Below are 22,802 nucleotides of genomic sequence, written 5' to 3'. Positions count from 1 at the left end.
GCGCGTGCTGTGGCCGTGGCGCAGGCAGGCAATGAGCTGACGACGCAGTTCGCCGCGCGGCTGGGCGTAGATAGCCGTGTAAATGGTTTCGTGCGAAACGTGCTGGGTCGAGTCGGTCGGATACATACGTTTAAGTGTGCCCGATATCTGTTGGGGCGACCATTTCCACTCGAGCAGGGTGAGAACCACTCGCCAGCAAACGGTTTGCAGGCAAAGCTTATTGGGGCGGCGTCCCGCGCTGCGGCGTGCGACGCTCAGTGCTTGAGCCGGCTGGGATGAATAGCCAAGCGCAGAGCTGTTTCGCGTCAGTTCACGGCTAACGGTGGCTGGCGAGCGCCCGAGTATCCGGGCCATGGCCCGGATACTCACATCCTGTAGCCGCAAGCTTGCGATGGCCAGGCGCTCTTCAGGTTGGAGTTGCTGGTACGAAGTTTTTTCGGGCATTGCGACACCTTATACGAGATAGGTGTTGCACTTCGCTTTTGAGGCCGCCCATCAATATGAGAAAGAAAAAATAATTTTATTAAAGGCATGACGCAGTGCTTGATTTACATAGAGTACTCAGATAAACCGATCTATTCGAATGCTTATAACGAAAACGATTTTCGTAAAGAATCGTGACCGAATAGAAAGAGGCGCCGTTACAGGCGCCCTTCCTGATTTCACTTCAATTATACAAATAATGACAAAGAAAAATACTATGGGGCTAGTGACCCCTCTAGTCAAATGGCTCTCCGCTACCATCCTCGCAGCGTCTCTTGCTGCATGCGGCGCGAACGACAGTGGTTCGTCCTTGGCCACTGCTGCAGTGACCAAAACCGCCGACTCAAACACTGCGAAAGACACGCGGTCGAACAAGGCGGCTATGCATTTACCAACATTTTCGGAGGTTAAATTTTCTCCGCCCGTACTCAGCAGCACGGACACAACAAAAGCGGTATTAAAAACGGCTGGCCAGCCAAAAGGTTTGGTAGGCGGCTATTTGTATCCCCAGTGGATTTGGAATTCCCACCGGATAAATGTCTGCTGGGATAACCCGTCCGGGTGGGACGAAACGGAACGTAACTGGACAAAAGAGGCCGTCACTGGCGCTTGGGACGCTAATTCAGACGTGACGTTTGTCGATTGGACCAAATGTCCGGTATTTGGCGAATCGCCTCCATATTTGGGCATTCGGATGTTGATCATGTCGGGTAAGCCCGTCACGAGGCAGTTAGGTGAAGCAGGCATCGGTTGGAATCAAAATATTAAGCTTAACCTTGATTTCGCGTCATACGAAACTGGTTGTACCGCTACGTCGATGAAAGAAATGTGCGTCAAAAATGAAGCCATTCATGAATTTGGCCATCTGTTGGCATTCATTCATGAGCAAGACCGACCGGACACACCTACTGCTTGCATCGATCAAGTGCTGAAAGACGATCCCGACTACAAAATTATGACGGGTGGTGCCGTGCTTGGGCCTTGGGATGCAGGCTCCATTATGAATTACTGTACGCCGGGCGGATTTTTTAATGGCGCTCGTGGACTGACCGCCGGTGACATAACCATGGTGCAGAAGTACTACGGGAAACCTGGAAGCAAGATATATTCGGTCTTTACAGCGAACGATCCACCCATCGTATCGATACAAGATAGCAAGACTTTTGCTGATGTGGCCGATTCCATCACCATTCCAAACGCAGATGGTTTCATACTTCGCCATTTCTTCGCTACTCCCGACGGAAACAAGGTCGCCTACACGCTATTCAACCAGCAGAAAGGCAGCTCGGTTCTTGGCTACATCGACACCCAAACGGATACGCTGAAGGGACAAAAAGCGATTGTCGAAGAAGTTGTAGACATGAAAATGTCGGGTGACAGCAAATACGCGTATGTCGTCTGGAAGCAAGGCGCTGCGGGAGGATTGCGAGCCTACGACCTGAGCACGCTGGCTGTAGCCTGGGATTTGCCAATTACCGGCGCAAAACAAATCGTTGCGCAGCGTAATACCTCAGGCCAGCGGCTCTACGTCGTCAGGAACAGCGGGACGGGCAGTGCGCAGTCGATCGTCGTGGTGGATACAAACTCCCACACCCAAATTGCCTCGTATTCTGCTGGCACAGCTCGGTCGCAACCATTGGTCGCGGGTGCAACGCCCGACGAGAAAACGCTTTACCTTGCTGATCCCGGTCCCGACAACCAGCTTGCTCCTTTCATGGCTAATCTTGACACTCAAAGCGGTCAATATAATGTCTTGCAACCGATCAGCCCTGCGGATGCCAGCGTTCATGACTTGCACGTACTCGACAGCAATCAGGTTCTGCTAGGAACGAACAAGAAGGGTATTGCACCGCTTATTTACACCGTCGCCACAGGGTCATTTAGCGCTATCACCGGTGGTATTCCAAGCAATTGGTCTCTCCCATATGTCTATTCTCCTGACGGGAAAACGGTGTTCACAATGGGCCAGTATTGGGACGGCAATATTCCTTACTACTCGTTCATTCGCCTTGATAGCTATAGAATGAATCAGGCCACTACCCCCGTGGTGTGGGATGGTTCCAACCACCCTGTCTGGAGTGTTGGCTTCGGTCAAGACGTGGTTAGTCGCCCGTTCGCAGTAATCTATCGTTGATTGATTTTAGGGTCGGCCGTTTGTAAACCGACGATTTGTCGCCGATCGCCCCGTTCGCGCGCCAAGTGCGAACGAGGCGATCCTCCGAGGCTGACGCCTTGGCGGACGCGAGTGTTGAAGAACCGTAGCCTTTTCGGCACTACCTCTCCACGCTGGTTGACCTAAAGACACTCCGCTTAAAGCCTCACGCTGCAAGCCTTGCGATCGCCCGCCCCCTGATCACGCAAACGTATCCACCAATCCAACCTGCTTACGCACCGGGATGCTGACCGTGCTGCTTAACGCATCCACGCTGCCGCCATCATCCGCGCTATTCGACCCACTCGAACCCCGGCCACCGCCCCCCGCATTCGACGACGCCCCGCCACCCGACTGGCCCACAAACCCATCGCTGACGCTCGCGCTACCCAGACCAATCCCGCTAGCTTGCATCGCTTCACGCAAGGTCGGTAACGCCGCTTCGACCGCCGCCCGAACCTGTGCGTGCGTCGATACAAACAACGCGTGCGCGTGGTTGTCCGTGACCTGCAAGACCACTTGCAGCGGCCCCAGATCCTTCGGGTTCAACGTCAATTCAGCACTCTGCTGATGACCGTTCGACAGAAACACCACCTTCTGGCTGAACGCCTCATCCCATCCACTCGACCCGACATGCGGCGCAATAGCCGCACTGCCAGCCGCCGTCGCCGCACTCTGGACCAGAGCACTTCCCGCTGTCGCCGACGCTGCCTGCATCGAAGCCGAATGCGCGGCAGCGTCAGCAGTAGCCTTGTAGGCAGCACTGCCGTCATCGGCCGACGTAGCAGAAGCCTGTGCGGTTGCATCGGCCTGTTGCGTAGCCGAGGTCGCACCAGCCTGCTGCGTCGTCAATGAACGGATCGCAGCATCGCCCGAGGACGCTGTCACCGATATCGCCCGGCCCGACTGTCTGGAACCACCGCCCTTGCCAGCCACCGCGGCATTCGCACCGTTGGCCGCATTCGCACCATTCGCGGCAGTCGCCGCAGCTGCCGCAGCTGCCGCTGCCGCATCGGGCGACGGCGTTGCAGCCCCCCGCGTATTCGCCAACTGCGCGAGCGCAGCCTGAAGCGCATCATCCGCAGTCTTGGCATCGCTCGACTTGTCCTTCGACTGCGTCGAAGACGTCCCGCTCATCGCTTGCGCATCCATCGCGGCAGTAGCCGGATCGGTAGAAGCGGTCGCGGGATCAGCAGCCGCACCACCGCGCGCCTTCAACATGGCCGCCGCGGTCGCCGCCGCCGTCGCGGCTGCGGCTGCCGCGGCCGCCGTAGCTTCCGGCTGCGCCTTCGCCGCATCCGTCTGAGCTGTCTCGTCCGCAGCGCTCGCGTCAGCCGCCGTCGTAGATGCGGTCGCAGCCTGCGTTTGATTAGCCGTGGATGAAGCCGAGGACTTCGATGAAGTCGATGAAGTCGATGAAGTCGTAGAAGACGACGACCCCGCCCCTTGCGTCTGATCCGCTGCGGCCGCCTGGTCCGCGCTGTCGGCCTGATCCGCCGCCGCCTTAGCCTGCGCAGTTGAAGCGTCGTCGGGCTTGGACGCGTCGTGAACACCGCCGCGCGCCGCCGATGCCGCCGCCGCAGCTTTCGCCGCCTGCGCCTGCGCTTGCACCCGCGCCTGAGCCGCCGCTTCCTCGTTAGCCTTGGTGGTTATGTTATGCAGCGTCGAAACAAACGATGCCGCCGCACTGTCGCTTGCCGACGTTGCCGCCGCGCTTCGCGATTGGGCAGCGCTCAAGCCAAGCATCGTGCTGGCAGTATTAACGGTCGACATTCATGGCCTCTCGTATCTTGTATGCGATAAAAATCGCTAAAATCTTCATGCCTTTTCGGCGCGCATCCGTAGCATCTTGGAGGCGTGTTCATCGGAATCACGTTGTTCAAGCCGTGCTTCCTGCTTCGCCTGCACTGCCTCGCCGCGCGCGGCCAGCACTTCGTAAGAACCCAGTTTCTGCTTGCGCTGCTGCCATTCCGGCTTGGCCGCTTCCAGCCGCTGGTTCGCGCCCACGAGCAACACGCGCTGCTGGTTGATGGCGGAATCAAGGGTGTCGACGAATGCCTGGAAATTGCGCAGCGTCTGCGCGGTCGTGCCTTCCTGCGCCGACGCCGTAAAACGCGCGTGATACTCGTCGCGATACGTGACCAGCGAGTTCAACTGCGCCTCCACCTCATTGCGTTCTTGCTGGAGCTTGCCCAGTTTTTTCGTGGCGGCCTCCAGTTCTTCTTCCGCGAGGTTGATCAAGGTCTTGATCGGCAGATGCTTGGACATGGACGTCAAATTCCTAAATTGTCTTTATTCGAACAACGCATCGAGTTGGGCCAGGCTCGGTTCAAACATGGCCTGCTCACGAAATCCTTGCTGCAAAAATGCTTCTATCCGCGGGTACAGCGCAATCGCCCGATCGAGTAACGCATCCCGCCCCGTGGAATACGCGCCTACATTGATCAAATCGCGGTTGCGCTGGTAGCGCGACAACATCTGCTTGAACAAACGCACCCGGTCCAGATGCTTGTCGTCGATCAGCGCCGTCATCGCCCGGCTGATCGACGCCTCAATATCGATGGCCGGGTAATGCCCCGCTTCGGCCAACGAACGCGATAAAACAATATGGCCGTCGAGAATGGCGCGCGCTGAATCGGCGATAGGATCTTGCTGATCGTCCCCTTCCGTCAAGACCGTATAAAAGGCCGTGATCGATCCTGCCCCTTCCCGGCCGTTCCCGGTGCGCTCAACCAGCGCCGGCAGTTTGGCGAACACGGAGGGCGGATACCCTTTGGTGGCGGGCGGTTCGCCGATCGCGAGCGCAATTTCGCGCTGTGCCATCGCATAGCGGGTGAGCGAATCCATCAGCAGCAGTACGTGTTTGCCCTGATCTCGAAAATATTCGGCCAGAGAGGTCGCGTAGCTCGCGCCCTGCATCCGCAAAATGGGCGACACATCAGCGGGCGCCGCTACCACCACCGAGCGCGCCAGCCCGTCCTCGCCAAGAATCTGCTCGATGAATTCCTTCACCTCGCGGCCCCGTTCACCAATCAGCCCGATCACGATCACTTCGGCGCTCGTATAACGCGCCATGGTGCCGAGCAGCACGGACTTGCCCACGCCCGAGCCCGCGAACAGGCCCATGCGCTGGCCGCGTCCCACGGTCAACAACGCATTGATCGCGCGCACGCCGACATCGAGCACCTTGTGAATAGGTTCGCGATTAAGCGGGTTGATGGTCGGCGCGGTCAGCGGCGCATCGATCTTCGAGCCGAGGGGCCCAAGCCCGTCGAGCGGCTTGCCCGACGCATCGACCACGCGGCCGAGCATTTCCCAGCCGACCGGCAGACGCTTGGCGCCGGCCATCGGGTCATTGATCGGCGCGCTTTCCAGCGGATACACGCGCGCCCCAGGCAACAGGCCGGAGACTTCGGTGGTCGGCATGAGGAACAGTTTGTCGCCGGAGAAACCGACGACTTCAGCCTCAGCCATGGGAATCGAACTGCCGGCAGGCAACTCGATCATGCATTCCGAGCCCACGCCCAGTTTCAATCCCACCGCTTCCAGAACCAGGCCGGCCGCACGCGTGAGACGCCCGCACGCACGCAACGGCTTGGATATCTGGCTGCGCGCCTTGCTGGCTTCGAGGTGCGCGCGCCAGCCATCCAGATGCGGATTGTTCGCCATACCGGCGAGATCGACGATCGTCTGGGCCGCGATTTCTTCGATCGTCGGTTCGGCGTCGTCGTCCGCGGCAAGCGGCCCGAACGACGCGCGCGCCAGTTCCTGTTCCAGCTCGCTCAATCCTTCCTGCGTGACGCGGCGCGCAGCGCTTGCTGTGACATGGGCTGAGTTCACCATGGTTGTGACCTCCCGAGCGCCGCCGCCACGCGCTCCCAGCGCGTGACGTTGGTTGCATCGACTTCACCGCTTGCCGCGTGTGCCCGGCAACCGCCACGCTCAATATCCGGATCGGTCCTGACCGACCATCCGGCCGCCTGGAGTTCTTCCAGCAAATACGCTTCGACAATCGGCAGATCCGCCGGATTCACTGTCAGATACGGCGCTCCCGCCAATGCCGGTTCGGCCGCGATCACCGAGCGCGCGACGGCCAGCACAGCGGTCGGATCGAGTGTCAGATGCTGCGAAACCACTTGCTGCGCAATGTCCAGCGCCAGCGCCGTCAGCGCCTCGGCAACGACTGCGTCCGCAGCTTGCAGCGCGATCTTGAAGGTATCGGCCATCTGCGCCAGCCGCGTGGCTTCCGCCCGCGCGTCGCGGCGGCCTTCTTCCACGCCTTGTTCGTAACCCTGGTCGTAACCGGCCTTGTAGCCCATTGCCTGACCCGCCACATGGCCCGATGCCAGCCCCTGCGCGTGCGCTTCATCGCGAACACGGCGCAAGTGCTTTTCCAGCGCGGCTTGATCGGCACCGCTGCGATCGATCGGAACCGGATCGAACGACGCCATCTCCCAGCGCTGGTACGCGGACATGCGAGCCTTCTTGGCCGCATCGGCAGCGTGAGCCTTCTTGGCGGCTTCGGCAGCGTCAGACATAAGCGTCCTCGGCCTTGCCGCCTAACTGGATCTGACCCGATTCGGCCAGGTTGCGCACGATCTGCAGGATCCTGCGCTGCTGCGTTTCCACTTCCGAGAGCCGCACCGGGGCGCGCGAGTCGAGATCTTCGGCCAGCAGTTCGGCGGCGCGCTGCGACATGTTCGCGAGGAACTTCTGCCGCAGCGGCGGTTGGGCGCCTTTCAGCGAGATGATCAGCGTTTCGGATTCCACTTCTTTCAGCAGCAACTGGATTGCCCGGTCTTCAAGTTCGAGCAAGTTCTCGAACACAAACATTTGATCGATGATCTTCTGCGCCAGTTCCGCATCGAATTCTTTTACGTTTTCGATCACGGATTCTTCGTGCGCCGTCGACATGAAGTTGAGGATTTCCGCCGCCGTCCGGATGCCGCCCATCGGCGCGCGCTTCAGGTTGTCGCTGCCGGAGAGCAGCGTGGTCAGCACGTCGTCGAGTTCGCGCAGCGCGGCCGGCTGGATGCCGTCGAGCGTGGCAATGCGCAGCAACACGTCGTTGCGCAAACGTTCAGTCATCAGCGCCACGATCTCGGACGCCTGGTCGCGGTCCAGGTGAACCAGGATCGTCGCAATGATCTGCGGATGCTCGTTCTTGATCAGTTCGGCCACCGCTGCCGAATCCATCCACTTCAGCCCTTCGATGCCGCTGGTATCGCTGCCCTGCAGGATCCGGTCGATCAGCGCGCCCGCCTTGTTTTCGCCCAGCGCCTTGGTCAGCACCGCCCGGATATATTCGCTCGAATCGAGCGACAGCGCGGTGTGCTGCTCGGCTTCATTGACGAACTCGGTCATCACGTTATCGAGCTGTTCGCGCGTGACGTTTTTCAACGTCGCCATGGTCGCGCCGATCTTCTGCACCTCGCGCGGTCCAAGGTACTTGAACACTTCCGCCGCTTCCGATTCACCGATCGACATCAGCAGGAGCGCGGCTTTATTGAGGCCTTCAGCGTTCATCGGACACCCAGTTCTTGACGACCGTCGCGACGATTCTCGGGTCCTGGCGCGCAACCATGCGCGCGTAGTCGAGATTGCGTTCGAACTTGGCCTTGTTGCTTTCATGACCGAGCAAACTGACCTCGGCATCCCTTTCTTCTTCTATCTGCGACTTCGGCATGGCCGGCCCGTCGAGCAGCGACAGGTCATCCGGCGCGGCAAGCGCTGACGGCTCCGGAGGCGGCGGGAATGCGCGGCGCAGCGCCGGCTTCACCATGCTGAAATAGAGGAACAACGCCACCGCACCGATCCCCGCGTACTTCGCGAGCTGGATGGCGCGCGCGATCATGTCCGGGGTGCGCCACCAAGGCACATCGGGAATCACGGTCGAATCCACCAGGAAGGTGCTGTTGACCACGTTCACCGAATCGCCACGCTTTTCGTCGTAGCCCATCGCGTCTTTCACCAGTTGCTGCACCTGCTCGAGCTTGTCGGCGGGCAGCGGCAGCATGGTCACCCGGCCCTTGGCATCGACCTGTTTCAGATAGTTCACCACCACGGCAACGGACAGGCGCTTGATGCCGCCCATCGGCTGCTCGTAGTGGCGCACGGTGCGGTCGACTTCGTAGTTGGTCGTAGTGTCCTTGCGCATGCTGACCGGCGCGGTTTTCCCGGCGTCGGCGCCGCTGGCGGCAGCATCGACAGGCGCGGACGCCGCGGCCGGCGGCTGGTTGGACAGCGCGCCGGGCACGCCACCCGCGTTCGCGCCGCCGCTGTCATTCGAAACACTCGACTGCTGGCTGCGGATTGCCGTGTTTTGCGGGTTGGCGTTCGGACCGTAGCTTTCGGCGGTTTGCTCCAGCTTCGAGAAGTCGATATCCGCGCTCACCTGCGAGTGCGCATTGCCGGCGCCGAACAGCGGCGCGAGGATCGCGTCGATGCGTCCCTGGGTGTTGCGCTCGATTTGCTGCACATATTTGAGCTGCGACGCGTCCAGGCCGTTCGCCGAGCTCTGCTGCGTGAGGAGGTTGCCGTCCTGATCGACGATCGTCACGCCCTTCACCGGCAAGTCCGGCACGCTCGACGACACCATGTGCTGGATCGCGAGGATCTGGCCCTCGTCGAGCGCGCGGCCGGGGTAGAGATTGAGCATGACCGACGCGGTCGGCAGTTCCTTTTCCCGCACGAACACGGTGGGCTTCGGAATGGCGAGATGGACGCGGGCTTCGCGCACCGAGGAGATCGACGAGATGGTTTTTTCCAGCTCACCTTCCAGCGCGCGCTGATAGTTGACCTGCTCGGCGAACTGGCTGATGCCGAACTTCTGGTTATCCATCAATTCGAAGCCGACCGAGCCGTTCTTCGGCAGTCCCTGCGACGCCAGGCGCAGCCGGGTTTCGTGCACCGCGTCGCTGGGAACCAGGATCGCGCCGCCCGATTCGGCGATCTTGTAGGGAATATTGCCTTGCTGCAGCGCAGCGACAATCGCACCGCCGTCGCGGTCGGACAGGTTGCTGAACAACACCCGGTAATCCGGCTGGCGCGACCACATCACGAGGCCCGCTATCACCACAGCCAGGATGGCCACGGCGATGATCAGCGGCATGCGCGGGTTGTTGCGGAACTGGTTGAGCATCGGCATGCGCGGACCAAAGCCGCCGCTGCCGCCGAAGTCAGCGCCGCCCGCGTAGCCGGCTGCGCCCGCACCTGCGGTGATCGACCCGGCGGCGCCTGGCGGCGCGCCAGTCAGACCCATGCGGGCGTCCGGGTTGATCAGGTTGGTTGTGGAATCCATGCTTCGAAACTCTCCGAGTCTTGCGTTTTCTGCGAGTTGCACCGGCGATGGCCGTGCGCACTGCAGGCACTTTCATGAGAGGAATTATCCGTAAGCAGGATTGAGTTGATCCAACGAATAGAAGCGAGTTTTGGTTTCCTTTCCCCGATTTGCAAAACGGCGCTGCTGCTAGACTTTTTCCTAATCGGTCAGGCCATATGGCGAACCGCCCAGGCTTCGGCGAGAGACGCCGGCCTGAGGCCCGGGACAGGCCCCGGTTCGAATTGTCCCAGATGTATCGCTGTCCATATGTCGCCGCCGATGTTCAGTTCCTTTCCGTTCCTTCTGGAGACCCCATGAATGCTCCTATCAGCCCGTTGAGTTCGGCGCTCCAGCAAATGCAGACCATGGCGACGCAGGCTGCGGGCGGTGCCGGCCAAGTCGCGAGCGGCAGCGTCGTGCCCGAATCGGGTGCCGCGAGCGCCGGCAGTTTCGCCGACGCGCTGAAGTCGTCCCTCGACAGCATCAGCAGCAGCCAGAACAACGCGATCAACCAGGCGCATGCCTTTGAAGTGGGCGCGCCAAACGTTTCGCTGAACGACGTGATGGTCGACATGCAGAAGGCGAACGTGGGGTTCCAGTTCGGTCTGCAGGTCCGCAACAAGCTCGTGTCGGCCTATAACGACATCATGAACATCTCGGTTTGAACGCTGCGCCACCGGTTTTCCGCACCATCGACCTGCCGACTATTTCCCCTCCTGGAATTCGTTGTGACGCAAAGCACGCCTAAAGCTTTTGCCGCTTTTTCCGATAACCCGGATAGCAGCACGATAAACGATCAGACAAATAGAAGGGTCTCGATCAGTTCATCGGCAACGGTTCATCACGGTTTTCGTCAATAAGTGCGCTGTCGTGCTGCGCATTCGCGCGAACGCCCATGACGACGCAAGCGCAAAAGGAGAGGGTCGGATGTTTTCCCAGGGACACGGTGGAGCGAACGCCTATGCACGCGTCGGCGTTCAGACAGGCGTAATGGGCGCGAGCCCGCACAGGCTGGTCGCCATGCTGTACCAGGGTGCGCGACAGGCAATTGCCCAGGCGCGGATGCACCTGCAGCAGGGCAATATTCCGGCACGCGGCGAAGCGATCACCAAAGCGATCAATATTATTGAAAGCGGTTTGCAGCAGTCGCTCAACCGGGACATCGGCGGCGACATCGCGGCCCGCCTGGATGCGTTGTACACGTACATGTCGCATCGCTTGCTGGAAGCAAATGTGCGTCAGAGCGAAGAGGTGCTGGTGGAGATCGATGGCCTGCTGGCGACCCTGGAGGAAGCCTGGATGGCGATTGCACCCGATGCAGCAAAAATGGCTGCGGCCTGAAGCCGCGAAACATGCTTGCACATAATGAAAACCACACAAGATTATTTCGCTCATTATGAAGCGATTGCCGCACTTTCTGCGTGCATGCTGGCCGCAGCACGCAGTGGAGAATGGGGCGAATTGAAGACTATGCAGAGCACGTACCGGGATTTGGTCGACGGCTTGAGAGAAGCCGATCCCAGTTCTGAACTGGACGATACCGCGCGTGCCCGCAAGCTCGAACTGGTGCGCCGGATTCTTGCCGACGACGCCGCCATTCGTGACCTCAGCACCCCCAGCCTCGCGCGTTTGTCCGCAGCGTTATTCACCGTGAACAGGCCCGTGCGAGTTTTGAAAAAGATGATCGGGTTCCGCTAGGCGCGTTTGACGCGTTCGGGGCTCGTTGAAACCGGTGGCCGGCCGTTCGGCTGGACTGCTGACCCGAGGATACTGGCATGACTGGACTGGACTCCGCCGTCGCTGCGCTGCTTGCCAGCCGCACTGACATGCTGTTGTCCGCGCTTAATACGCAGACCAGTTCGACCGCGCCTCAAGCCAATACCTCGCAACTGCTAGTCGATACCCCGCGGGTCGCCACGCCCGCAGCCGTTATCAGCGCGTATGCCGCGCCGGGACCGTCGACGCAGACCGCATTGAGCGAGATTGCGCGCACGCTCGACATCATTTCGCGATTCGGCGGCGGCGCGACGCCCGCTTTGCTCGGCAGCTCGCCGTTGTGGCCAACCGCGCCGCGCCTGGTCGTGGCCGCCAGCGCGTTCGAGAGCCTGTCCGGATCGTTGTTTTCCTCCAGCTCGGCGAATGCCGCGAGCGCGGTCAATCCGCCCGCGCCGCCTTTGCCCACGCCCGTGCTGGCGGCAATGCTGGCCAGGACCGTCGTGGACAGCGGGCTTTTCTACGAAAACCATATCGCGCTCTGGCTGGGCGGGCAGCGTTCGCTTGCGTCGCTGCGCAATGAGCCCCAGGCACGCGTGGATAAATTGGCAAGCGAATTGACGTCGGATTCTTTCCCGGCTGCGGCGGAAGCGGCGCCTGAAGTCTGGATCGACGAAACGCTGCTGCCGCCCACTTTCGCCGCCGCCGATACCCCCGACGCGCCCACTCCCATGCGTCCCGTGCCGACCCCTCAAACGCCGCAACAGGCGGCGGCGCTGGCGGCATCGGTGCGCGCGATGCCCACGAGCGTGTTCTCATCGACGGCGCAGGGGGCAGGGACAGCAGGAACGGGCGCGCTGCCGTCGGCTGCGCATCTGCAGGATTCGGCCGTGCAGGCGGCGATCGCCTCAGGTATCCATCCGTCGACTATTCCGCTGGTCCGCCAGCAGCTCGACATGCTCGCTTCCGACCAGTTTCGCTGGTCCGGCGAAGCGTGGCCGGGCGCGAAGTTCGAGTGGGAAATCCAGCCGCAGAACCGCGCTCCCTATGGGCGCGATCCGTCCCACGATAGCGATGCGCGAGCAAGTCCGGCCGATACGGATCGCGCCTGGCACACGCGTGTCACGCTGAGCTTGCCCACGCTCGGCAATGTGGACGCCGATCTCGTGCTCACCGGCCAGCATCTCGTGGTGCGGCTGAATGCGAGCGAGGGCGGTGCCGCCCGTCTTGCCGCCGATGGCGATCATTTCCGGCAACAACTCGACGCTGCGGGATTGCAGCTCGCCGGATTGACGGTGCACGCCCGCGACGCGCTGGCCGACCTGGCCGCTGACCCGGCGTTCCCCCATTTCGCCGATGTCGCTAGCCCGGCGGTATCGTCGCCGGCCTCAACATCGCCATTGGCTGGGAGCGACACGTGAGTCAGCGCAACGATTCGCGCAAGCAGGCAACCGCGCTCACCTACGACACCAAAAACGCCGACGCCGCGCCGCGCGTGGTCGCGAAGGGCTACGGGCTGGTTGCTGAAATGATCGTGCAGCGCGCAAAGGACGCGGGGCTGTACGTGCATGAATCGCCGGAGATGGTGTCGTTGCTGATGCAGGTCGACCTGGATTCGCGCATTCCGCCCGCGCTTTATCAAGCGGTGGCAGAACTGCTCGCGTGGTTGTACCGGCTGGAGAACGGGGTGGAGGCGGGGCCGCCGCCCGAGGTGGACCCCGCAATTCCAGTGCGCAAGGGGCGTAGCCGCGCGGCTTGATTCATCGAGCGTCACATTTGCGCGCTATCCCGAAGCTATACCCAGACTATCCCGCGAACGCGCGCTCGATCAGTGCGTTGAAATCGAACGTTGCCGGCAGCGTTCCATACACGCGATTGACCGAACCACGGGCATCGCCGAGACGGGTTTCCACGAACGCCGCCGCCACGCCGGCCGGCGCGTGCTGCGCGAGCAGAACCCCTTGCGCCGTGAGCACCAGCTGCTGCGCGATCCCCCGCGCCGATGCTTCGCGCGTAGCCGGGTCACCTTGCAGCATGGCGAGCAGCGTTTTCAGCGCATCGCCGAGTACGCGATGTTCACCCGCGACCGCCTGCCACGAATCGAACATCGCGCGGGCCGCATCGGGTTCGCGCTCGAATGCCCGCAGCACGTCGAGGCACATCACATTCCCCGATCCTTCCCAGATCGAATTCACCGGCGCCTCCCGATAAAACCGCGCCATCGGTCCCGTTTCGACGTAACCGTTTCCTCCCCAAACCTCCATTGCCTCGCCCGTGAATTCCAGCGCGCGCTTGCAGATCCAGAACTTCGCCGCCGGCGTCACGATACGGCGCCACGCGCGTTCTTCCGGCTTCGCTGAGTTCTCGAAGGCGCCCGCGAGTCGCATGAACAGGACGGTGGCCGCTTCGGATTCCAGCGCGAGATCGGCGAGAACGTTGCGCATCAGCGGCTGGTCGATGAGCTTCGCGCCGAACACCCGCCGATGCCGCGCGTGATGAACCGCCTGGATCAGCGCGGCGCGCATCAACGCAGCGCTGCCGATCACGCAATCGAGACGCGTGAAGTTCGCCATTTCGATGATCGTCGGCACGCCGCGCCCTTCTTCGCCAATCATGATGCCGTAGGCGTCGAGGAATTCGACTTCGCTGCTGGCGTTCGAACGGTTGCCGAGCTTGTCCTTGAGTTGCTGGACCTGCACGGCGTTCTTCGATCCATCCGGCGCGAAACGCGGGACATAGAAGCAGGAAACCGGGCCGTTTTCCCCGGTGTTGCCGCCCGTGCGGGCGAGGACGAGATGGGCGTCGCATTGAGGCGCCGAGAAGAACCACTTATGGCCGATGAGCCGATACTCGCCGCCCCGTCCGCCCGCACCCTCGGGAAACGCGCGGGTCCGGTTGCTGCGCACGTCCGAGCCGCCCTGTTTCTCGGTCATGCCCATGCCGATCATCATCGATCGCTTGCTGGCGTCGAGCGAAATATCGCGCGGATCGTGGTGGCGCGAGAGCAATTGCGCTTTCAACTTTGCGTACAACGCGGGTTCCTGCTGCAGCACGGGAATGCTGGCGAAGGTCATGGTCAGCGGGCACAACGAACCGCTTTCCAGTTGCGCGTGGAGAAAATATCCGGCGGCGCGTGCGGCCATGGAGCCGGGTTTCGGCGTGGCGGTTTCAAACGGCAGCGAGTGAATGCCTTGCTCGCGCAGCATCGAAAGCAGCGTGTGCCACGCCGGATGGAATTCGATTGCATCAATACGCTCGCCGCGCGCGCTGAACGGGTGGTGTTCGGGCGTATGCCGGTTGGCCAGGTCGGCGAGCGCGAGAATATCGGGATGGGTGAGCGCCAGACCGTCGCGGGTGAGTGTATCGAGGTGCCACGCCGCACCTTCGCGTTCTACTGCTGCCAAGAGCGCCGCGTCGGTGGTCATCGCGTTGCAGCGCTCAAGCGGTGGTGCCTGGTTCGTGACTTCGTGCGTCTGGCCGTAGGTGGATGAGCCCATCGCGTTGCCTCCGTCATGCGGTCATTCAGTTTGCTCGCTCGCCTCAATTTTTGCAAAAACCTTGATCGCCGTCATGTACCGCAGCTTCGCGAATTGAATCGACTAGTGCGAATTAACGTTCATTCAAAGTTTGCGCTTCGATTACTGCATCAATGCGATGCCATTCATGGGTGATCCATGATGTTTTGGGAACCGTCTCAAACTTTCTGCTTTGAGGTATTTCCGATTTTTAGTCTGAAGTCCTTATTTGTTAAATGCCGAATCTATAATCCGCTTCGCTCAATCTGGGCAGTTAGTGAATTCACGCAAGTAAGGAAAAGGCAATTTAAATGAGCATCAATGTTATTCAGCTAGTACAGGGCGCTTTGACCGAAAGCGTGTTGCAACAACTCGCTACAAAATTGGGCGTCGCTCCCGAAGCGGCGAAGCGCGTGGTCGGCATGATCGCGCCGGCACTCGTCGGGTCGCTGATGAACAAAGCCGCATCGCCTGAAGGCGCGCGCGGCTTGTTCGCGTCGATCATGTCACCGGATGCGAACGCCAATATCGTCGATATGCTGCCGCAACTCGTCCACGGCGACGGCCTGCAATCGTTGCTCGCGTCGGGTACGCGACTCGCGAGCGGCGTGGCGTCCGAAGAACGCGTGAACGCGTTGAGCAACGCGGTGGCATCGAAGACAGGCGTATCGGTTGGCGCCACGCATGCATTGGGCGGCATCGTCACGGCTGCATTGTTCGGCGTGCTAAAGCATTACTTCACGAAGTCCGGCGGCAATGTCGGTCAGTTGCCCACGCTGCTCGGCCATCAGTTGCCGATGGTGAAGGCAAGCATGACGGAAGAAGTAGCCAGCGCGCTGGGTCTGGGCGGTGCGGCTAGTTTCCTGTCCGGCGTTGGGGCGCAGATGAAAGCGGTGTCGTCGCATCTTGAACACCCGTCAACAGTCGGCGCATCGCCGGCCGTCAACCCTTCGCTCGACCGTATCGTGGTGGAAGAGAAGGCTCGATCGAAGAAATGGTGGTGGCTGGCTGTCGCCGCCGCTCTCGCGTTGCTTGCGTTGCTGTTTGGCCGAAGCTGCGTCAACCAGACGCCGCTCGCACCGGCACCCGCTGCGGCTCCTGTTGCAGCGTCCGCCGCAGCGCCCGTGGTTACATCGACCCCGGCGGTTGCTGCTGAAGCGGCGTCGGAACCTGCTTCCGAACCTGCACCGGCTTCGGCGCCTGCCGCCGCACCCGCGCCTACCAAGGATGCGCTGCTGACGTTCACCGTCGACAAGCTTGGCGCTCCGACCATTCACGCAACGGTCGGCAGCGAAGAAGAGAAGGCCACGCTGCTTGCCGCACTGACGGCGAAGTTCGGCGCGGACCATCTGAACGCGACCATTGCCGTTGACCCGGACACCAAGCCGGCTAGCTGGCTCGACAAGCTCGACGGCCTGTTGCCGCTGATGCAATTGCCGGGCGCTGAAGCCAAGTTGTCGGGTGAAAAGATCGAGTTGAGCGGTACCGCTGCAGATGTGCGCAACGGCTGGATGGACAAGCTGAAGACGTTGTTCGGCGCGGGCTTTACCATCGGTACTTTCAACGTCACGCAAGCAGTCCAAAGCGCGAAGGACTCGTTCATGAGCGCGTTCTCGTCGTTGAGCGATGATTGCTCGGCCGCCGATGTCACCAAGGTGCTGAACCTGCAAGTCATCAATTTCCGTACGGGTTCCGACGTGCCGCCGCAAGACGCGCAACTGGCGTTGGCGAAATCGGCAGAAGTGCTGAAGGCGTGCGAGACGAAGGGCAAGACGGTCAAGCTGAACGTGGGCGGTTATTCCGACAATGTCGGCCAGCCGAGTACGAACCTGATGTTGTCGAAGAAGCGTGCGGAAGCAGTGCGTGCGGTCCTTGTGAAGCATGGCGTTTCTGCTGATTCGCTGACGGCCCAAGGTTTTGGCGACGCCAATCCGATCGCGGACAACGCAACGGCCAGCGGACGTTTCGCGAACCGCCGGATCGACTTCTCAGTGCAGGAATGATCGCCTGACCGGACGCCGCGAAGGTTCGGCACCGGCCTGGCAGCAAAAAACACCCTGTCCCGCGCGAGCGGTACAGGGTGTTTTTTTGGCGCTGAGTGACTCGTTACCTGACGCGCTACCTCGTCGCGGCGTTGCGCACGCGCGCCGGAAATCGGTCAGCGGGGCCTTGCAGGAAGTCATCGCCGAGATTGGCCGGTAGTGTTTGTCGCACGACCTCGAGCCACGCACGTGCCGCGTTTGACAAATAGCCGTTGCGGCGCCACCCCACGGCCATGTCCCAATGAATTTCTGGCGCGACCACCGGCCGGCAGGTGAATGCGTTGACATCGAGCCGCCGGCAATACGGCGCGGGCAGCAACGCAATACCCACGCCCGCCTGCACCAACGCCGCCATGAAATCCCAGTGGCCGCTGCGCCCCACGATCGCCGGCGTGAACCCGGCTTCGCGGCAAGCGTTGAGCACGAGGTCCGATAACGCGAGGCTTTCGCCATAAAACACGAACGGTTCCGGCGCGAGATCGGCGAGCGGCACATCTACCAGCGAATCCCAGCGAGAACCCTTTGGCGCGACGAGCCAGAGTAGTTGGCGGCTGATCGGCAGCACGTCGAAGGTCGCGAGATCGACCGGTTGCAGCACGCCGCCGAGCTCCATTTCGCCGTCGATCAACGCCGCCTCGATCGCTTTCGAGCCACGTTCGAACAGCTTCAACTCCACCTTCGGATAGCGCTTCTTGAACGTGGCAATGGCCGGGGTGAACAGCGATCCGCCCATGGGCGGAATCCCGATAGTGAGCGTGCCGCGCCCAAGTTTGCCGAGATCGTTGAGTTCAGCTTCGAGTTGCGCGTGTGCCGCCAGTACTTCGAGTCCACGCTGATAGACGATCTGGCCGGCGTCGGTGAGCACCATCTGGCGGCTCTCGCGCAGCAGCAGCGGCGAACCGATTTCGTCCTCGAGCGACTTCACCATCTTGCTGATGGTCGGCTGCGTGACGAACATTTTCTCGGCAGCGCCGGTGAAGCTTTTTTGCTTCACGACTTCGACGAAATATCGCAACGATCGCAATTCCATACAGATTCCTTGAATTCCAGATTGGAATGCATTTGATAAGTTTAAGTCATTTTTATTATGTTGTAGTACGCGTTATATTCGTCTCAAGGTTAACCCTTATTAGAGTGTTGAAAAGCCTGTCATGTTCATTCCTGCCGAGGTTTTGCCTGCATCGACCCGTTCCGCCAGCGCGGGCGTTGCCGCTCAGTCGCGCGGTGCAGTCGGCCGGTTTGCACGTATTGCGCTGCAGAGCGCTGGAATTGCGGCAATCTGGCTGGCCGCGGATTTCGTTGCGCGCACCTGCCATTTGCCTGTGCCGGGCGGTGTCGTGGGATTGCTGATCTTGCTGATGCTGCTGTTTTGCGGCGGCGTTGCGCCTCGTTGGGTCAAGGCCGGCGCGGACTGGTTGCTCACCGACATGCTGCTGTTCTTTATCCCTGCCGCGGTTGCCGCCGTTCAATACGGTGGTTTGTTCCGGGAAAACGGTTGGCGCCTGGCGCTGGTCGTGGTGTTCGGCACGCTGATGGTCATGGTGGCCGTGGCATTTGCCGTGGAACAGGCTTCCAGGCTCGAACGCTGGCTGGAATTGCGCCGCATAACGGCTGCGCGGCGCACGCGCCTCCGCGCCTGACGTTCGCTGCCATCGCGATGACCCATCTCTACGACTTCCTATTCGCCGATGCCGCCGCGCGTCCGATCGCGGCGGGATGTTTCGTGCTGACGGTGGTGCTGTATTTCGCATCGAAGCGCCTTTACGCCCGTTGTCCGCGCGCCTGGCTCACGCCCATGCTGACGGTTCCGGCGGCGCTGGTCGCTGTGGTGCTGTGCGCACGCATTCCGTACCCCGTTTATTTCGCCGATACCCACTGGCTCATGTGGCTGCTCGGGCCCGCTACCGTTGCGTTCGCCGTGCCGATTTTTGAATATCGGCAATTGTTGAGGAAGCATTGGTTGTCGTTATCGGTGGGCGTGACGGTTGGGATCCTGGTGGCTGTCGGCGGTTCGTTGATGCTGGCGAAATTGCTGCATTTGTCGCCGGAATTGCAGCGTAGCCTCGCTACTCGATCGGTATCGACGCCATTTGCGCTCGCTGTCTCCGACAAGCTTCACGCGCCGAAGGATCTCACCGCGTTGTTCGTAATCGCGACGGGCGTGGTCGGAATGCTGTTCGGCGAGATCGTGCTGGCGTTCGTACCGTTGCGCTCGCGACTCGCCCGTGGCGCGCTTTTTGGCGCGGCGGCGCATGGCGTGGGCACGGCGAAAGCGCGCGAACTCGGCAGTGAAGAGGGCGTAGTCGCCAGCCTGACGATGATGATCGCCGGCGTCGTCATGGTGTTACTGGCGCCAGCATTGGCATTTTTGCCGTTCTAGGGCGCGCGGGAGGGTCGTCCGCACGCGCGGATTTGCTGCGGGCGCGGGCAAAACAAAGCCCGCGCTCAAACGTGCTCCCTCCATCCCAATTTGCTACAATCCGATTTCGCTTCGAGGAGCGTTGCGACGGCTTTCAACAACGAAGGCCGCCAGGCTCGAAGCTTTCAATCGGACGGATTGACCGGCGCTTTTGCACCATTAAGCGCTTGTTGAACCACCGCATCGAACGGCGCTCACGTCAAATTTCTATATTTCCATTTAGAAAGGAGGGCGTGATGAACGCCGCAGTTCTCGATTCAAACACCAACAAAGATTTCGTCGTCGCCGATATGTCTCTTGCTGCCTGGGGCCGCAAGGAACTGAACATCGCTGAAACGGAAATGCCCGGCCTCATGCAAACGCGCGAGGAATACAAGGTATCGCAGCCGCTGAAGGGCGCGCGTATCGCGGGTTCGCTGCACATGACCATCCAGACCGGCGTGCTGATCGAAACACTGACAGCACTCGGCGCGGATGTCCGCTGGGCATCGTGCAACATTTTCTCGACGCAGGATCACGCGGCCTCGGCAATTGCCCAAGGCGGCGTGCCGGTGTTCGCATTCAAGGGCGAATCGCTCGACGAATACTGGGAATTCTCCCACCGCATCTTCGAATGGCCGAACGGCGAATTCGCCAACATGATCCTCGACGACGGCGGCGACGCCACGTTGCTGCTGATCCTCGGCTCGAAGGCAGAAAAGGACCGCTCGGTCATTGCCAAGCCGGAAAACGAAGAAGAAGTCGCGTTGTACAAGTCGATCGCCGCTCACCTCGACATCGACCCGACGTGGTATTCCAAGCGCCTCGTGCATATTCAAGGCGTGACGGAAGAAACCACGACGGGCGTGCATCGCTTGTATCAGATGGAAAAGGAAGGGCGCCTGCCGTTCCCGGCCATCAACGTCAACGACTCGGTCACGAAGTCGAAGTTCGACAACCTGTACGGCTGCCGTGAATCGCTGGTCGACGGCATCAAGCGCGCCACTGACGTCATGATCGCCGGCAAGATCGCGGTCGTCGCCGGTTACGGCGATGTGGGCAAGGGCTGCGCGCAATCGCTGCGCGGTCTGGGCGCAACCGTGTGGGTCACGGAAATCGACCCGATCTGCGCGCTTCAGGCAGCCATGGAAGGCTACCGCGTAGTGACCATGGAATATGCCGCCGACAAGGCCGACATTTTCGTGACCGCTACGGGCAATTTTCACGTGATCGGCCATGACCACATGAAGGCGATGCGCAACAACGCAATCGTCTGCAATATCGGTCACTTCGACTCGGAAATCGACGTTGCCTCCACGCGCCAGTACACGTGGGACAACATCAAGCCGCAAGTCGATCACATCATTTTCCCTGACGGCAAGCGCATCATCCTGCTGGCTGAAGGCCGCCTGGTGAACCTGGGTTGCGCGACGGGCCACCCGTCGTTCGTGATGTCGGCATCGTTCACCAACCAGACGATCGCGCAGATCGAATTGTTCGTGCACGGCGACAAGTACGAAAACAAGGTCTACGTTTTGCCCAAGCACCTTGATGAAAAGGTTGCGCGCCTGCATCTGGGCCGTATTGGCGCTGAACTGACCGTGCTGTCGGACTTTCAGGCCAGCTACATCAGCGTGGACAAGATGGGTCCGTTCAAGCCGAATCACTACCGTTATTGATCGCGGCTGTGTTGTCGTAGCGCTTTGCACGCGCATGGGTTTGGAAAAGCCCATGCGCGTGAAACTTCAAGTACCAGGAGACCATCGATGTCCGTGCTGCTGACCTGGCTGATCAACGCGCTCGCGCTGTTGATCATCACTTACCTTGTGCCGTCGATTCACATTCGCAGTTTCGGCACCGCGCTGATCGTCGCGATCGTGCTCGGGCTGATCAATACGTTCCTGCGTCCGTTGCTGGTGCTGCTTACGCTGCCGGTGACCATTCTCACGCTCGGGTTGTTCATCCTCGTTGTGAATGCGCTGTGTTTCTGGCTGTGCGCTTCGTTGCTCAAAGGCTTCGAGGTATCGGGTTTCTGGTCGGCTTTCTTCGGCTCGATTCTGTACAGCATCGTGTCCTGGCTGCTGTCGGCGCTGATCCTCGGTCAGCGCAACTTCTAAGAACGCGAATGCCTTCGCGCGCGCGTTCCACTCTTCCCATGAAACCCATCGAACTCTCATTCGAGTTTTTCCCGCCGAAAACGCCGGAAGGAATCGAGAAATTGCGCGCAACCGGCGCGCAGCTCAAGGCGCTCAACCCGAAGTTCGTCTCCGTGACGTTCGGCGCGGGCGGCTCCACGCAGCAAGGCACGCTCGATACCGTCGTCGAGATGATGAAGCAGGGACTCGAGGCGGCGCCGCATTTGTCGTGCATCGGGTCGTCGAAGGAGAGTCTGCGGGCCATTCTTGGCGCCTATCGCGAACATGGCATTCGTCACATTGTCGCGTTGCGTGGCGACTTGCCTTCGGGCATGGGCGAAGTCGGCGAGTTGCGGTACGCGTCGGAACTGGTGGGCTTTATCCGCGCCGAGCACGGCGACTGGTTCAACATTGAAGTCGCGGCGTATCCGGAATATCACCCGCAGGCGCGCTCGCCCAAGTCCGACATGGATAACTTCGTGCGCAAGGTGCAGGCCGGCGCGAATTCGGCGATCACGCAGTACTTCTTCAACGCGGACGCGTATTTCCGTTTCGTCGACGACGCCCGGAAGCTGGGTGTCGATATTCCTATCGTGCCGGGCATCATGCCGATCACGAATTTCTCGCAGCTGATGCGTTTCTCCGAGATGTGCGGCGCGGAAGTACCGAAGTGGATTGCACGCCGCCTGGAAAGTTTTGGTGACGACAAAGAAGCGATCCGCGCGTTCGGATTGGATGTAGTGACCGGTTTGTGCGAGCGGCTGACGAAGGAAGGCGCGCCGGGGCTGCATTTTTATACGCTGAACGGCGCGGCCGCAAGCAAGACGATTTGCGAGCGGTTGGCGTTGCCTGAAGCCTGATGTCTTTGGTTTACCCGCGCGGCATTCGCCGCGCGGTTCTCATCGCGGTTTTCGTATTTACCCTCCCTGCTGTTTAATCACCTTGAAACATTGTGCATAACGAAACATGATGGACTCATGTTTTTGGCGCGCAACAATCCTGATCTTTAGCTTAAATTTACATTTCTTTCGTGCTACGGTAGC

21 protein-coding genes and 1 riboswitch are annotated in these 22,802 nt (G+C 60.7%); of the genes, 12 read left to right on the top strand and 9 right to left on the bottom strand.

Annotated elements, in window-relative coordinates:
• Window positions 1-444: helix-turn-helix domain-containing protein (locus BSU04_RS21965; RefSeq protein ID WP_144021308.1), on the bottom strand; the 444-nt coding region annotated here is incomplete at its 3' end.
• 238 nt (window positions 445-682) lie between these two features.
• On the opposite strand from BSU04_RS21965, the gene BSU04_RS21960 reads away from it, so the two are divergent.
• Complete coding sequence (locus BSU04_RS21960) at window positions 683-2,617, top strand: hypothetical protein (RefSeq protein ID WP_144021307.1); 1,935 nt, start codon at window positions 683-685, stop codon at window positions 2,615-2,617.
• 219 nt (window positions 2,618-2,836) lie between these two features.
• Here the strand turns inward: BSU04_RS21960 and BSU04_RS21955 are convergent, their stop codons facing one another.
• Genes BSU04_RS21955 through fliF form a run of 6 tightly spaced genes read right to left on the bottom strand, consistent with a single transcriptional unit; the run spans window position 2,837 to window position 9,935 of the window.
• Window positions 2,837-4,408, bottom strand: a complete 1,572-nt coding sequence (locus BSU04_RS21955) for a flagellar hook-length control protein FliK (RefSeq protein ID WP_089162588.1) — start codon at window positions 4,406-4,408, stop codon at window positions 2,837-2,839.
• A gap of 45 nt (window positions 4,409-4,453) precedes the next feature.
• Complete coding sequence (gene fliJ / locus BSU04_RS21950; RefSeq protein WP_089162587.1) at window positions 4,454-4,903, bottom strand: flagellar export protein FliJ; 450 nt, start codon at window positions 4,901-4,903, stop codon at window positions 4,454-4,456.
• A gap of 24 nt (window positions 4,904-4,927) precedes the next feature.
• On the bottom strand, window positions 4,928-6,478 hold the full coding sequence (gene fliI, locus BSU04_RS21945) for a flagellar protein export ATPase FliI (protein WP_089162586.1): 1,551 nt from the start codon (window positions 6,476-6,478) through the stop codon (window positions 4,928-4,930).
• Entirely contained in the window at window positions 6,472-7,173 is a 702-nt protein-coding gene (gene fliH / locus BSU04_RS21940) for a flagellar assembly protein FliH (protein WP_089162585.1), read from the bottom strand. Before fliH ends, fliI begins: the two co-directional genes overlap by 7 nt.
• Window positions 7,166-8,161 (bottom strand): flagellar motor switch protein FliG, encoded by a 996-nt coding sequence (gene fliG / locus BSU04_RS21935; protein ID WP_089162584.1) that lies wholly within the window; start codon window positions 8,159-8,161, stop codon window positions 7,166-7,168. Before fliG ends, fliH begins: the two co-directional genes overlap by 8 nt.
• Window positions 8,151-9,935 (bottom strand): flagellar basal-body MS-ring/collar protein FliF, encoded by a 1,785-nt coding sequence (fliF, locus tag BSU04_RS21930; RefSeq protein ID WP_089162583.1) that lies wholly within the window; start codon window positions 9,933-9,935, stop codon window positions 8,151-8,153. Before fliF ends, fliG begins: the two co-directional genes overlap by 11 nt.
• 335 nt (window positions 9,936-10,270) lie before the next feature.
• Between fliF and fliE the strand changes: the two genes are divergently transcribed.
• The 5 genes from fliE (at window position 10,271) to BSU04_RS21905 (ending at window position 13,428) form a co-directional block, all read left to right on the top strand.
• Window positions 10,271-10,621: a flagellar hook-basal body complex protein FliE gene (gene fliE / locus BSU04_RS21925; RefSeq protein WP_089162582.1), complete on the top strand. Its 351-nt coding sequence runs from the start codon at window positions 10,271-10,273 to the stop codon at window positions 10,619-10,621.
• Window positions 10,622-10,883: 262 nt separating this feature from the next.
• On the top strand, window positions 10,884-11,297 hold the full coding sequence (gene fliS, locus BSU04_RS21920) for a flagellar export chaperone FliS (protein WP_089162581.1): 414 nt from the start codon (window positions 10,884-10,886) through the stop codon (window positions 11,295-11,297).
• A 24-nt stretch (window positions 11,298-11,321) separates the two neighbouring features.
• The gene (locus BSU04_RS21915) at window positions 11,322-11,654 is read left to right on the top strand and encodes a flagellar protein FliT (RefSeq protein ID WP_089162580.1); all 333 of its coding nucleotides are present in this window, start codon (window positions 11,322-11,324) and stop codon (window positions 11,652-11,654) included.
• Window positions 11,655-11,731: 77 nt separating this feature from the next.
• Window positions 11,732-13,090 carry a flagellar hook-length control protein FliK gene (gene fliK / locus BSU04_RS21910; RefSeq protein WP_089162579.1) on the top strand — a complete coding sequence of 453 codons (1,359 nt, stop codon included), beginning with the start codon at window positions 11,732-11,734 and terminating at the stop codon, window positions 13,088-13,090.
• Complete coding sequence (locus BSU04_RS21905; protein WP_089162578.1) at window positions 13,087-13,428, top strand: EscU/YscU/HrcU family type III secretion system export apparatus switch protein; 342 nt, start codon at window positions 13,087-13,089, stop codon at window positions 13,426-13,428. Before fliK ends, BSU04_RS21905 begins: the two co-directional genes overlap by 4 nt.
• A gap of 46 nt (window positions 13,429-13,474) precedes the next feature.
• On the opposite strand, the gene BSU04_RS21900 is transcribed toward BSU04_RS21905, so the two are convergent.
• A complete protein-coding gene (locus BSU04_RS21900; RefSeq protein WP_089162577.1) occupies window positions 13,475-15,166 on the bottom strand; it encodes an isovaleryl-CoA dehydrogenase in 1,692 nt (563 codons plus the stop codon).
• Between the two features lie 329 nt (window positions 15,167-15,495).
• Between BSU04_RS21900 and BSU04_RS21895 the strand changes: the two genes are divergently transcribed.
• Window positions 15,496-17,187: an OmpA family protein gene (locus BSU04_RS21895; protein ID WP_089162576.1), complete on the top strand. Its 1,692-nt coding sequence runs from the start codon at window positions 15,496-15,498 to the stop codon at window positions 17,185-17,187.
• 115 nt (window positions 17,188-17,302) lie between these two features.
• Here the strand turns inward: BSU04_RS21895 and BSU04_RS21890 are convergent, their stop codons facing one another.
• Entirely contained in the window at window positions 17,303-18,256 is a 954-nt protein-coding gene (locus tag BSU04_RS21890) for a LysR family transcriptional regulator (RefSeq protein WP_089162575.1), read from the bottom strand.
• A 121-nt stretch (window positions 18,257-18,377) separates the two neighbouring features.
• Between BSU04_RS21890 and BSU04_RS21885 the strand changes: the two genes are divergently transcribed.
• The 5 genes from BSU04_RS21885 (at window position 18,378) to metF (ending at window position 22,619) form a co-directional block, all read left to right on the top strand.
• The gene (locus BSU04_RS21885) at window positions 18,378-18,866 is read left to right on the top strand and encodes a CidA/LrgA family protein (RefSeq protein WP_089162574.1); all 489 of its coding nucleotides are present in this window, start codon (window positions 18,378-18,380) and stop codon (window positions 18,864-18,866) included.
• Between the two features lie 17 nt (window positions 18,867-18,883).
• Window positions 18,884-19,606, top strand: coding sequence for an LrgB family protein (locus tag BSU04_RS21880; protein ID WP_089162573.1), 723 nt, complete (start codon window positions 18,884-18,886; stop codon window positions 19,604-19,606).
• 107 nt (window positions 19,607-19,713) lie between these two features.
• Window positions 19,714-19,848, top strand: a riboswitch (S-adenosyl-L-homocysteine riboswitch).
• 33 nt (window positions 19,849-19,881) lie between these two features.
• Window positions 19,882-21,303 carry an adenosylhomocysteinase gene (gene ahcY, locus BSU04_RS21875; protein WP_089162572.1) on the top strand — a complete coding sequence of 474 codons (1,422 nt, stop codon included), beginning with the start codon at window positions 19,882-19,884 and terminating at the stop codon, window positions 21,301-21,303.
• A gap of 87 nt (window positions 21,304-21,390) precedes the next feature.
• Window positions 21,391-21,741 carry a phage holin family protein gene (locus BSU04_RS21870; protein WP_031364155.1) on the top strand — a complete coding sequence of 117 codons (351 nt, stop codon included), beginning with the start codon at window positions 21,391-21,393 and terminating at the stop codon, window positions 21,739-21,741.
• A gap of 38 nt (window positions 21,742-21,779) precedes the next feature.
• Complete coding sequence (gene metF / locus BSU04_RS21865) at window positions 21,780-22,619, top strand: methylenetetrahydrofolate reductase [NAD(P)H] (RefSeq protein ID WP_089162571.1); 840 nt, start codon at window positions 21,780-21,782, stop codon at window positions 22,617-22,619.
• The last annotated feature ends 183 nt before the right edge of the window (window positions 22,620-22,802 follow it).

Source organism: Caballeronia sordidicola, assembly GCF_002220365.1.
In the GTDB taxonomy this organism is placed as follows: Bacteria; Pseudomonadota; Gammaproteobacteria; order Burkholderiales; family Burkholderiaceae; genus Caballeronia; species Caballeronia sordidicola_C.
This window is presented reverse-complemented; position numbering and strand designations above follow the sequence as displayed.